Below are 12,439 nucleotides of genomic sequence, written 5' to 3'. Positions count from 1 at the left end.
TGATGAGATGACCGACGCGCTGCTGTTAACCTTTGTTTTTCTAGTAGCTGGGGTCATTTCGGTTCCCATTGCATCACGCTTAGGATTAGGCTCAGTGCTAGGTTATCTGCTAGCCGGCATTATTATCAGCCCATTACTGAGCCTGTTCGATGTGAATATTGTATCCATTCAGCACTTTGCTGAATTAGGTGTTGTCTTAATGTTGTTCTTGGTCGGGCTTGAATTAAATCCTAAAAAACTGTGGGCGTTAAGGTCCAAATTATTTGGCCTAGGTGGTGGGCAAGTTGTGCTGACCGCCCTTCTTATCATGGCGGCAGGCATGCTGCTTGAACAAGAATGGCGCACCAGCCTTGCCATTGGTTTGGTACTCGCCCTTTCGTCAACAGCCATTGTGATTCAAACCCTAACCGAAAAAGGTTTAATGAAGTCGGATGGTGGCCAATCCTCTTTCGCCGTATTGTTAGCGCAAGACATTGTTGTCATCCCCATGCTGGCTTTTATTCCGTTGCTTGCCACACCGGAATTAATCGCAGCCCTGAGTCACTCTGCCGATGTGACACAAACAGGCAATCACTCAGACTCTGTCTCTCTGGTCGCAGGATTAGAGGCGTGGCAAACCGCTTTCGTCACCATAGGCGCCATTGCCATTGTTATTTTGAGTGGTCGCTTTTTAGTGACGCCTATTTTCCGTTTTATTGCTGTCGCGCAACTGCGCGAACTCTTTATTGCCGCGGCGCTGATGTTCGTTATTGGCACCACTTTGTTGATGTCATTGGTTGGGCTGTCTCCGGCTCTTGGCACCTTCCTCGCTGGCGTGGTGCTAGCCAACTCGCCTTATCGACATGAATTAGAAAGTGACATAGCACCATTTAAAGGATTGTTACTAGGACTGTTCTTTATGACGGTTGGCGCAGGCATTAACTTTTCACTTTTGTTCAGCCACTTTCCATCCATCCTTGGCCTGACGCTTGGATTGATCATGGTGAAAGCCACTACGCTGTTTATATTGGGTCGTATTTTCAGTATTCGTGGTTCAAACAAATGGCTGTTTGCTCTAGGTCTTGCTCAGGCGGGGGAATTTGGTTTTGTTTTATTGTCTTTTACTGTCAGCAACGCTGTCATTTCAAAAGATGTGGCTGACATTTTGCTGTTGGTAGTCGCGTTATCTATGCTACTCACCCCTATGCTATTCATTCTGTATGATCGCGTTATTGCCCCCCGTTACGCCACAGACCAAACGGCGGGGACACAGGACGATATGCCCGATGATAATAAAATCATTATCGCGGGCTCTGGACGAATGGGCAGCACCATAGACAATCTTTTACGGCTCGCTGGTTATCACTCGACCGTGATTGATTTCAGCGTGAAGCGCCTACGCGCATTGCAAAATTTTGGTGTAAAAAACTACTTCGGTGATGCCACTCGACCCGATTTATTGGAAGCCGCAGGTATAAGTGAGGCGTCATTATTTATTATTGCCATTGATGATGCCGAACAAGTCACCAAGCTCGTCAAATATATTAAAGCAACCTACCCGGATCTGCATATCATTGCCAGAGCCTTTGACAACAATCACGTTTACGATTTATGGGCTTCTGGCTGTAGAGACATCATTCGAGAAAATTACGACAGCAGTTTGCGTATGGGGCGTTCCGCTTTTGAGGCTTTGGGCATTTCTCATCACAAAGCAGAACAGATGATTAACATCTTTAACCAACACGATAAGGTGTCCATGGTAGAAGTGGCCGACGCCCATCAAATCGGCGTACCAGCCCATGAAAATAAAATCTTTATTGCTCGACTTAAAAAATACCTCGAAGAAAAGAACCCGCAGCTTCAAAAAGCCATGCAAGACATTCAACAGCAAGCCGATGATTAAACAACTCACACTCGGTTATTTGGTATAAGCAACGCAAGTTACATTAATGCAACGTCACGCTACTTTGCCGCTTAGCAAGTCGCTCGCTCCATTTTCCCGCATGAGAACGCTCACAAGCCTCTTCGCTGTCAAAACTCACCAGCTGACGGAGTTGGTTGAGTTTGATAGCGATGCCGACACCGCTTAACTCTTGGTGGATAAGCTGACAAAGGTAGTCATCTTGCTTAGCTTCAATGGCTTGAGACAAAGACTCGTCCGTTTCGAACACACAAATGATCTTGAGGGAATTAGGAAACGCATTGTAATTCACTAAATGCGTTAGCCAAACAAACCCATCAACCGATTCCAATGCCACTTCACATACGTTGGTTAACGCATCACGAATAGCATTTTCTATTTTTTTATCCGACTTTTTCATAACAATACGCAAGGAATTTAAGAAGACAAAGTGTACCCTGTCGCAGAACCTGAACCAACACAGACAAACAAATACATCCTCAAACACTCCAGAACACAATCGGGATAAAAATGCTTTTTTGATCATTAAGCGTTTCTATAAACTATTCAGCCGCACCTTGATGCATTACACTATTTAACAAATATTAATCACCAACCAAAGAAACAATAAAGACAGGAAATCGATCAAGATGACCTGATGTGTTTTGGTTTAAGACATCCAGTAAGGAATCACACTGTGAAAAAAGTATTTATTGATGGCGAAACAGGCACCACAGGGCTGCAAGTAAAAGACCGCCTAGTCAATCACCCACACATTGAAATCATCAGTATCGATCCAGACAAAAAACGCGATGTGGAAGAAAAGCGTCGCTTGATGAAAGAAGCCGATGTCACGGTTCTTTGTCTACCTGATGACGCCGCGAAAGACAGCGTGATTTTGGCAAAAGAAGAAGGCTGCCGTATTTTGGACGCCAGTTCAGTTCATCGTGTCGCTGACGGCTGGGTATATGGTCTGCCTGAACTAGATGCCACTCAACGTGACAACATCAAAGCCGCGCAGTTTGTCTCTAACCCTGGATGCTACCCAACTGGTGCGATTCTGCTGTTAAAACCATTGATCGAAGCCGGCTTATTATCAGCATCTTATGATTATTCAATCAACGCAGTGTCCGGCTATAGCGGTGGCGGTAACTCCATGATTGACCGTTACGAAAGTGCCAACAATGCTCCGGTATTTGGCGCCTACGGCTTATCTTTCAACCACAAGCACCTAGCCGAAATGAAAAAATGGTCAGGCTTAGACAAAGCGCCTATTTTCGTTCCAAGTGTGGGTAACTTCCGCCAAGGTATGTTGACTTTCTTGCCAATCAACTTAAAAGGCGATGTCACTATGGCGCAACTGCAGGCTAAATTGGCGGAAGTATATGCCAATGACACCTTTGTCACCGTAAACGACTTTAACCTAGTCGTTGATAGTGCAGCCCCTTTCTTGACGCCACATGGCCTTGAAGACACTAACCAAATCGAGCTCTCTGTTCTAAGCGAGCCCGGTAATAAGTCAGGTATCTTGGTTGCTAAGCTCGACAACCTCGGCAAAGGCGCCTCTGGTGCCGCGGTACAAAACCTTAATATCATGTTGGGTTTTGCCGAAGACATTGCGGTTAACCTTCGCTAACCCTCTATTCCGCCTTCTTTGATATTGCTTAGAAGGCGGAATGTGACCTTAGAGTGTCAAATGAATAATAAAAACCATCCTTCGCAGGCTGCAGAAGCGTATCCCATTCCCTCATTGAAAAAACCAAGCAAGCCAGCTTGGCCGCTTTATTTAATTGTCGTGATGACACTGACCATAGGCGCTATTTCCTATCAATTTCTATCGCTAGCGCAATCTCTGACAGCTGGGTTATTGTTCATTTGTATCGCCTTTTGGGCGACGTCTCTGGTGCCCGCGTATTGGCCCGCATTGGGATTGTTTGCATTTGCCACCGCCACCCAGTTGGCACCAACACAGGTGATATTTTCGGGCTTCCAATCGTCAACATTTTGGCTACTATTCAGTGGCATGGTGTTTGGTGCCGCCATTAATCATACGGGAATCAATTCACGCGCTACGCGCTTACTAATGCTGATTCTTGGCAACAGCTATCAAGGCACGATTATTAAAATTGCGCTGTTTGCTATGGGGTTAGCGTTTTTAATCCCATCTGGCGTGAGTCGGGTCGTATTGTTAATCCCTATTATTGTTTCTCTTGCAGATCATTTTGGTTACGACTCAGATTCTAATGGCCGAAAGGGCATGTTATTAGCCGCTGCATTCGGAACATTTTTACCCGCCTTTTCCATTTTACCTGCCAACGCCCCCAACATGTTGTTGTCGGGAATGACAGAAGCCTTATATGACGCACCTTTGTCTTATGGGGAATATCTATTATTGCATTTTCCCATCTTAGGATTCGGAAAGCTAATCATGACCATCGGCGTCATTTTATGGCTGTTCCCTGATAAAGCCCCGAATCAAGCCGTACAAGCAACAATCGAAAAATCGGCCATAACCAAAATAGAAACACGCCTCTTAATTGTGCTATGTACGTGTTTTGCGTTTTGGTTTACGGATTCCCTGCACCATATTTCTGCGGGCTGGATTGGCCTTATTGCCGCACTAGTTTGCCTGTGGCCAAGCCTTGGCTTAATGGCAAAAAACAGCATAGATAAAGACATTCAATACGGCACACTGTTGTTTGCCGCTGGTATTATAGGGCTAAGCGCGATCATTGCTTACTCGGGACTGGGCAATATATTAGTTAACTATTTAACTGACGTGATTCCTTTCTCAGCCAATGCCCCCTTATTAAATCTAAGCTTGCTGACCTTTATTTCAACGTGCGTGGCGGTGGTCACTAACTTAGCCGGTGTGCCTGCTATTATGACGCCAATGGCGGAACATCTTGCCAACATAACAGGGCTGTCTAATCATGCCGTGCTGATGACGCAGGTGTTGGCCTTTTCTAACGTCTTGCTGCCTTATCAAGCACCGCCACTGATTACGGCCATCGCTTTGGGAAATTTATCCATCAGTGCGGTCACCAAAGTTTGTTTGGCTACCTTTGTACTGACAAGCATGGTGCTGCTGCCGTTGAACTTTCTTTGGTGGTACGCTTTGGGTATGTTTTAAGCTAATGCTTAGTTTCCACATAAAACGTTTTGACAGAGGCGGCCACATTTAGAAGGTCACTTCTGTCATTTGAGAACAGCTTTTTGGGCGGAAATATCGTATTATCTCCGCCATTAGCCATTTACCCAGCATTTATACAATTGATTCCTATGATACGACTGTCCAATATCCAACTTCCTCTTGATCACGACACCAACGCGATAGAAAACGCCATTTTGTCCTTGCTGGACATTCCAGCCGAGAAACTCGTTCGCTTTACTATCTTTCGCCGTGGTTACGATGCCAGAAAGAAAAGCAATATTTTTCTTATCTACACTATCGATGTTGAAACCACCTGTGACCAAGCACTTTTAAGCCAATTTGCCGATCACCAACAAGTAAAAGTCGCGCCAGATCTTAACTATCACCCTGTGGCACAAGCTCCTGCAAACTTAACTGAGCGCCCTATCGTGATTGGCTTTGGTCCTTGTGGTTTATTAGCGGCTTTGGTTTTGGCTCAGATGGGTTACAAGCCCATCGTACTTGAACGCGGTAAAGAAGTACGTGAACGCACCAAGGATACCTTTGGTTTCTGGCGCAAAAAAATCCTCAACACCGAGTCTAATGTGCAATTTGGTGAAGGCGGTGCGGGGACTTTTTCTGATGGTAAGCTCTACAGCCAAGTGAAAGACCCAAAACAATACAGCCGCAAAGTACTCAACGAATTTGTTGCAGCGGGCGCACCAGATGAAATCTTATACGTCAGTAAGCCGCACATTGGTACCTTTAAACTGGTCGCCATGGTCGAAAAAATGCGCGCGCAAATTATTGAGTTAGGTGGCGAAATTCGTTTTAGCTGCCGTGTCGACGATCTACACATTGAAGACGGGCAAATAACAGGAGTGACACTGGCTGACGGTGAAAAACTGTATTCAAAACACATTGCTATCGCCATTGGCCATAGTGCTCGTGACACCTTCGAGATGCTACACAACAAAGGCGTCTATATCGAAGCCAAACCTTTCTCGGTTGGCTTCCGTATCGAACACGAACAATCCGCTATCGACAAAGCGCGCTTTGGCCCAAATGCCGGTAACGAAATTTTAGGGGCCGCCGATTACAAACTGGTTCACCATTGTAAAAATGGTCGTTCGGTTTACAGCTTCTGTATGTGCCCGGGTGGTACCGTGGTGGCCGCCACATCGGAAGAACACCGTGTGGTGACCAATGGTATGAGTCAATATTCTCGTAATGAGCGTAACGCCAACAGTGCCATCGTGGTAGGTATTGATCCGTCCGATTATCCTGGTGGACCACTCGCTGGCATCGAATTCCAACGCAAACTAGAAAGTCTTGCCTATGAGTTGGGCGGCAGTAACTACGACGCACCAGCGCAAACGGTCGGTGCCTTTTTGCGTAATGAAACACCTGAAAAGCTCGGTACAGTGGAGCCATCTTTCAAGCCTGGTATTAGACTCACCAACCTTGCCGATGCCTTGCCCGATTTTTGTATCGAGGCCATCCGTGAAGCCATTCCCGCTTTTAATAGAAAGATAAAAGGCTTTGCTTTTGATGATGCGCTATTAACGGGTGTAGAAACACGCACATCGGCTCCGATCAATATCAAACGTGATAACGATAGCCTAGAAAGCATCAACACCAAAGGCTTATACCCAGCTGGTGAAGGCGCCGGCTACGCGGGCGGTATCATGTCAGCGGCCATCGACGGCATTAAAATCGCCGAAGCCATGGCATTGAGCATCAATAGCAAAACCGCACGTTGATATAAAAAAACGGGAAGATTGGTACGCTAATCTTCCCGTTTTTCAACTAACATACTCGCCTTTATGGCACTAGACTAAACTGCACTAGCACTTCGCCTTGGTTTACCACGCGATTTTCTCCTAAAGACTCAGCCGCTGGCACTAACCCATTTAAGGTACCGGTAATAAAAAAATAGTCTTTATTGCCATAGCCACGCTGTATACACTGAAGCGCTCCTTTTTTGAGAACCTCTTTCTTTGCCTCAACAAGTTGCTCAACATCCGCAGAAAAGGCATATCCCTGATCACCTCCTTCAAAAATCAGTTCACCAGATACTGGTTTCGAGGACACGAACACACCATAATTAAAGTAAAAATCGCATGCCGAATGATTAGTTGGGTGAATCTCAGCACGAATCAATTCAACCGCCGCAAAAGGCACGAGCTTAGCCACTGACAAATGCATGTCGTCAATCTTACTTGGTACGAAAAATTGAAAACAAATTTCCAACTCGGTGCCACGCAAGGCTTGGCAGGAAAGTGTTTCACCAAGGTTCGCGAATACTTGAAAGTCAAAAATAGGAGATAGAATAATCACCCCCTCCTTATCGACCACTTTCCAACCCGCAATCGTTGCCCCTTTTCCAAGAATCTTGGCAATAAGAGCATCCTGTGCTGCGCAAACAGCATCAAAAGTCTCCGTCAATGACAAGGAAGCTTCGTATTGAAAGCTTTTTACTATCTTTGCATACTCTTCAAAAATCATCTGATACTAAGCCTTTATAAAATAATGAGATTATTAGGTAAAGAATACGAATTAACGATGGCAATGTAACCTTTATTTCACAGCGCTTAGCCTGTAATATACGCGCTCCTAAAATCCATTCAATGAAAAGGAACTTCTAGTGAAAAAGACCCTTGCTGTACTGGTTTTCATACTTGTCGCTGCTTGTCTAATTGCCCCTAAGTTTATTGCGCCGAGACATCAAGAGAAAGTCGTTGAGCTGATTGACAACATTAATAAAACGCCTGGTTATTCTGCCAAAATTATTTCCACAGATTCCGCTTGGTTTGGCTCTGAAAATAAAGTCTTGTTCACTTTGAACACGGCTCAAATGGACCCATCACTGCAAGAGCAAAATATTGACATTGAGCTTGTACTCGATACGCATTATGGCCCGTTGTTATTTTCAAACCAAGGACTGTTTGGCCTTTATACAACCACTATCAAGATTGATGGCAATGAACAAAGAAGCATTTTGAATTGGGATGAGAGCACCCCGCTATATCAATTGTCTGTCTTCGGCAGCGTTATGGGTAACATAAAAGTTGCGGATAACATTCCCGCCTTCAGCAATTTAGAAGATACCTTTCACTTTAGTGGTTACAGCGGAAAGGGCGAGCTGACCAGTACAGCATTTAGCTATGAAGGAAATCTAGAAAGCATTAATGTGGACGATACCTATTCACCATTAAAGGCCGAAGGTTTTAATGTATCAGTAGAACTTAATGCCAGCTTAGACACCATTATGCAAGGTGGTTTTTACGACAGCACAACTGATTTTAGTTTAGAGAGACTGAATATAGGTGCTAACACCCAACTCTCTGGGCTAAATATCGAAATGGGGTCTAATTTAAATCAAGAAACCCAGCTTGGCCATATGGAAGTCAGCTACCTCATTAACGAGATTACTTCTGATAACTTTAAAGCCAACGATCTTATTTTAGTCACTGAGCTGGATAATCTCGATAACCAGTTCTTTATTGACTATAAAAACTTCTCTGATAATTTCTCAACGAACAACGCTAGTTTTGAGGATATGTACGAAACATTGCTTATTTTCATGCAAGACAATCTTGGTGAGGTATTAGCAGCAAAACCAGAGTTCAACATACCCAAATTCAGCGGCTCATTTCCTGAGGGCAGCTTTAATGCAACGCTAACGAGTCGATTAGCTGACATCAGCACACCCTCAGTGGAAACACTGGTTACGCCAGAGTTTTGGTTTTATAACACCATAGTAAAGGCAGAGATCGAAGCGGATCAGAACCTTGTAACCAAACTTGCTGAACGATTCATCGCCAGTCAAATGCGTGCGCCATTAAACGCACCAGAAGTGAAACAGCAAGCTTTACTGTTTGTTGATGGTTTGGCACAACAAGGTCTCATTCGATTAAAGAACGCCAAATATAAGAGTGAGATCACAGTAGAAAATGGCCAAGGTAAGGTATTCGATCTCAGTTTTCCCTTAATGTAATAAGGGTCAACACCACATCAAGCCACACAAAAAAGGCGCGTCTCATGTTCTGATCAACAGCAACAAGACGCGCCTTTTTCATGCCTAAAGTCTCAGTTCATCACTTCATACCTAATCGTGTTTAATGAAGCATGACGACCAGCGTACTGGCCATCAGAACTGGGCAACACAAGAACAGATAGAACACAGAATCTTTCCGTATCTCCTGCTATTTAAGTATTGGGAATAGCCTCACCATTGTATTGTGTCAGCAGGCAATCTCTGCCTCTTTCCTTCAGCATTCTACAAAAATCGGCACTATAAGATTTATTCACAAAGGGCCCGACTTTTAGTTGATACATAGTGCGACCATTGACGTTTTTTTGATTAACTAATGGCACCAAACCATCGAAAGACGTTGGGTACGATTCTAGCAGTACTCGCCAACCACGAGCCGCTTCATCAGAATTGCCATAAGAAGCGACTTGAACACCATACTGTTCATCGGCATTCGACCTAGCAGAGGCAAGTGGCGTAGCCTCTTGAGCCATCATACTCTCCTCTGATTCAGTCGAATCAATTAAAGGTGCAGGGACTATTGCTGGTGCGACATTGATAGCGGAAACACTTTCACCCATAAAGTTCTCATCGGCCATCAAGCCGTTACTGTCGATATTATTTGATCGAGCAGTCGCCCTTGATGAGAGAGGTTTACCTTGTTTAAGCGCCACAATTTCCGCTTCCAATTCATCAATACGATCCAACTTTGGCTGCACAGTCTGCCATTGCTCTTCATGCATACGAACTTTATCTTGCAGGTCCGTATAGGTCATAAAGGTATTTTTTTCGTCCACAGATGAACAAGCGCCTAGTGATAATCCAGCCATAATAACGACCAGCTTTTTGGATATTTCCATTATTCTCATCTCCATGTACGTCATTGAGAGTATTCACTTATTATTCCGACTAAAGTACGAAGCGATCTCTTTGTCTCATGGTGACACCAAAGAACTCATTCGTGTATTGGCTAGTTTCTAGCCCTTCTATAAAGTCAGTAGTAAATGTTGCCCCCACAAAATTAAGGCATAACGTGCTGCTTTGCCAACTAAAACTAAAGGTAAAAAATACCGAAAAGGGGTTCGCAACACGCCTGATACTAAAGCAATCCCGTCACCAACGACAGGAAGCCAAGTAAGTAACAGACTCCACACACCATACCGATTAAAAAAATATTCCGCTTTCTGTCGAGCCTTAGGGCTTACTGGAAACCATTTTTTGTGCTCATATCGAACCAAATAATGCCCCAACCACCAATTTGTCGCGCCCCCTAATGTATTACCTAAACTGGCCCAAAACCACAAAAAAAATATCGATAGCGACGTATCGTTAGCATAATAGAGTAACAGACCTTCGGATCCCAAAGGCAAGATAGTCGCGGATAAAAAAGCAACGATCAGTATAAAAAAATAATCCAACAACGCGTCTCTTACCTATTTTATTGGAAAAATTAAACACCTAAATTCAAAAACAATGACTCAGCTCATTTTTATACACTAGGCAAGGTCTAGAAAAACATTTACTCTAGGAATAGTGCTGAACTTTTACACAATGAAAACAATCAATTCAATTTTTTTACAACAATAGCAATAACGACTGATTTGATTGATTAATATGAATTCCAACAATAATGCCAAACATCTAAACGGAGGCGACATGCTGGATCGCATCAATGATATAAAGATTCGTTATAAGTTGTGGGCCATTATAGGTCTGATGTCTATGGGAACCACGGCACTTATTCTCGTATCCTTGACCTCTCTGTTTAATAGCCATGTTGATGCTCGAAAAGATCGCACGCAAGATATTTTAGACATAGCCAACACAACACTCACCTCGATTTATCAAAAACAACAGTCAGGTGAGCTTACGACCGAGCAAGCAAAGCAGCAAGGCATTACTCTACTATCAAGTTTAACCTATGGCGATCAACAAGAGCTGTGGATCATCGATAATAACAATCGTACCTTGATGAACGCACCGATCACTTACAAAGGTAGCAACATCCCCTCATCGCTTAGCGAAACACTCAATACAGCGTCCTTAGCGAGCAAAAAACCATATCAATCCATCGAGTTTGAGTATCAAGGCAACGATGGCATTGCCCATAGAATGATTGCCAGCGCCGCCACCTTTACCCCATGGAATATCACCATTATTGCCACAGCGTCCATGAACGCGGTAATACGTTTTTTTCTGAGCGCCCTGGTGGATTATGCCATTCTAGTCAGCGTCTTGACTGTATTAGTGGGCGGAACCGCCCTTTATATTATCCATCTTGTCACCAGTCGCGTAACCACCCTGTGTAAAACCATGACATCGGTACAACATTCAGGTGATCTTACACAACGAGTTGAATTTAGCGGCTTAGATGAAATGGGAGAAATGGCTCGTGCCTTTAACAGCATGATGAATGACTTTCAATCGATTGTCCGTAACGTTAGTCATTCCAGCGAAACGCTAGATAGCATCGTAGGACAAACAAATAAGTCCACCAATAAAACAGCCCAAGGCGTATCAAAACAACTATCCAACACTAGCAAAGCCGCTGAACTTATGCAGAGTGTCATGACGTCTGTGGAAGACACACTGGCCATTGCAGAACGAGCAAACACCACCACGCAAGAGCTTGGACAGCACTCCAAACAAGGTCTTGGTGTGATGAATAAAGCCAACCAAGATATTCAGCAGCTTTCTATTGAAGTCGGCGATGCCGCTCAGCAAATTCAAAAACTGCGTGAAGACGTGACGCATATCAACGAACGTTTAGGCATCATTGCAGAAGTGGCCGATCAAACCAACCTACTTGCCCTCAATGCCGCTATCGAGGCGGCACGTGCTGGCGAGCAAGGCAGAGGATTCGCTGTCGTCGCCGACGAAGTTCGTCACCTTGCTCAGCGTTCACAACTGGCGGCAACGGAGATAGGCGGACTGATTGATCAATTAACCCAACAAACACTGACCACTGTAGAAGTCATGGAATCCGCTCGCAATACTGCAAACCAAGGCGCGGAGCAAACCTCCCAAGCTGGTCAAGCCTTTACAGAAATCGCCAATGGTGTGTTATCGATTTCCAAGTTAAACAGTAACATTAGCCAAGCGGCGGATCGTCAATACTCGTCTTCTCAAATGGTTCATCAGACGCTAGAAAGCATTGCCAATGTGTGTGAAGAAACCAATCATAACTCTACTGACATTCAGACCTCGGTCAACAATCTGCAAGAATGTGCGAGTAGACTGCGTCAATTAGTTCATCAGTTTAGCACTTAGTTTTCTCCGCTCTTTAACCCGTTAGCCTAAAAATCATGCAAAGGCAAAAGCACGATTTTTAGGTTTTCAAAAAGCCAATCCAGCCGTGTATCTGTTTATCAAATAACAGCGAAAAACGCTC

Annotated in this window: 10 protein-coding genes; 6 read left to right on the top strand and 4 right to left on the bottom strand. The window is 44.4% G+C overall.

Features of this window, described 5'->3' with window-relative positions:
- Nucleotides 1-7 precede the first annotated feature (7 nt).
- On the top strand, nucleotides 8-1,882 hold the full coding sequence (locus DK187_RS08370) for a cation:proton antiporter domain-containing protein (RefSeq protein WP_111606894.1): 1,875 nt from the start codon (nucleotides 8-10) through the stop codon (nucleotides 1,880-1,882).
- A gap of 43 nt (nucleotides 1,883-1,925) precedes the next feature.
- Here DK187_RS08370 and DK187_RS08365 read toward each other — a convergent pair whose 3' ends face one another.
- Nucleotides 1,926-2,300 (bottom strand): Fis family transcriptional regulator, encoded by a 375-nt coding sequence (locus tag DK187_RS08365; protein WP_111606893.1) that lies wholly within the window; start codon nucleotides 2,298-2,300, stop codon nucleotides 1,926-1,928.
- A 276-nt stretch (nucleotides 2,301-2,576) separates the two neighbouring features.
- Here DK187_RS08365 and argC point away from each other — a divergent pair, with 276 nt between their 5' ends.
- The 3 genes from argC (at nucleotide 2,577) to DK187_RS08350 (ending at nucleotide 6,775) form a co-directional block, all read left to right on the top strand.
- Nucleotides 2,577-3,515 carry an N-acetyl-gamma-glutamyl-phosphate reductase gene (gene argC, locus DK187_RS08360; protein ID WP_111606892.1) on the top strand — a complete coding sequence of 313 codons (939 nt, stop codon included), beginning with the start codon at nucleotides 2,577-2,579 and terminating at the stop codon, nucleotides 3,513-3,515.
- Nucleotides 3,516-3,575: 60 nt separating this feature from the next.
- The gene (locus DK187_RS08355; RefSeq protein WP_223232204.1) at nucleotides 3,576-5,012 is read left to right on the top strand and encodes an SLC13 family permease; all 1,437 of its coding nucleotides are present in this window, start codon (nucleotides 3,576-3,578) and stop codon (nucleotides 5,010-5,012) included.
- 83 nt (nucleotides 5,013-5,095) lie between these two features.
- Entirely contained in the window at nucleotides 5,096-6,775 is a 1,680-nt protein-coding gene (locus DK187_RS08350; protein WP_223232205.1) for an NAD(P)/FAD-dependent oxidoreductase, read from the top strand.
- A gap of 61 nt (nucleotides 6,776-6,836) precedes the next feature.
- On the opposite strand, the gene DK187_RS08345 is transcribed toward DK187_RS08350, so the two are convergent.
- The gene (locus tag DK187_RS08345) at nucleotides 6,837-7,520 is read right to left on the bottom strand and encodes a hypothetical protein (protein ID WP_111606891.1); all 684 of its coding nucleotides are present in this window, start codon (nucleotides 7,518-7,520) and stop codon (nucleotides 6,837-6,839) included.
- A gap of 139 nt (nucleotides 7,521-7,659) precedes the next feature.
- Here DK187_RS08345 and DK187_RS08340 point away from each other — a divergent pair, with 139 nt between their 5' ends.
- A complete protein-coding gene (locus DK187_RS08340; protein ID WP_111606890.1) occupies nucleotides 7,660-9,012 on the top strand; it encodes a YdgA family protein in 1,353 nt (450 codons plus the stop codon).
- Between the two features lie 212 nt (nucleotides 9,013-9,224).
- Here the strand turns inward: DK187_RS08340 and DK187_RS08335 are convergent, their stop codons facing one another.
- Nucleotides 9,225-9,908, bottom strand: a complete 684-nt coding sequence (locus DK187_RS08335; RefSeq protein WP_111606889.1) for an SPOR domain-containing protein — start codon at nucleotides 9,906-9,908, stop codon at nucleotides 9,225-9,227.
- Between the two features lie 126 nt (nucleotides 9,909-10,034).
- On the bottom strand, nucleotides 10,035-10,466 hold the full coding sequence (locus DK187_RS08330) for a YqaA family protein (RefSeq protein WP_223232206.1): 432 nt from the start codon (nucleotides 10,464-10,466) through the stop codon (nucleotides 10,035-10,037).
- Nucleotides 10,467-10,662: 196 nt separating this feature from the next.
- Here DK187_RS08330 and DK187_RS08325 point away from each other — a divergent pair, with 196 nt between their 5' ends.
- A complete protein-coding gene (locus DK187_RS08325) occupies nucleotides 10,663-12,318 on the top strand; it encodes a methyl-accepting chemotaxis protein (protein WP_223232207.1) in 1,656 nt (551 codons plus the stop codon).
- Nucleotides 12,319-12,439 lie beyond the last annotated feature (121 nt).

The organism is Marinomonas arctica (assembly GCF_003259225.1).
Lineage (GTDB): Bacteria > Pseudomonadota > Gammaproteobacteria > Pseudomonadales > Marinomonadaceae > Marinomonas > Marinomonas arctica.
Note: the sequence above shows the minus strand (reverse complement) of the source record. Positions and strands in the feature narration are given on the sequence as shown.

Coding starts and splice junctions, on each gene's coding strand:
- DK187_RS08365 (WP_111606893.1), bottom strand. CDS start 2,300: ATGAAAAAGTCGGATAAAAAAATAGAAAATGCTATTCGTGATGCGTTA.
- DK187_RS08345 (WP_111606891.1), bottom strand. CDS start 7,520: ATGATTTTTGAAGAGTATGCAAAGATAGTAAAAAGCTTTCAATACGAA.
- DK187_RS08335 (WP_111606889.1), bottom strand. CDS start 9,908: ATGGAAATATCCAAAAAGCTGGTCGTTATTATGGCTGGATTATCACTA.
- DK187_RS08370 (WP_111606894.1), top strand. CDS start 8: ATGACCGACGCGCTGCTGTTAACCTTTGTTTTTCTAGTAGCTGGGGTC.
- DK187_RS08355 (WP_223232204.1), top strand. CDS start 3,576: ATGAATAATAAAAACCATCCTTCGCAGGCTGCAGAAGCGTATCCCATT.
- DK187_RS08325 (WP_223232207.1), top strand. CDS start 10,663: ATGAATTCCAACAATAATGCCAAACATCTAAACGGAGGCGACATGCTG.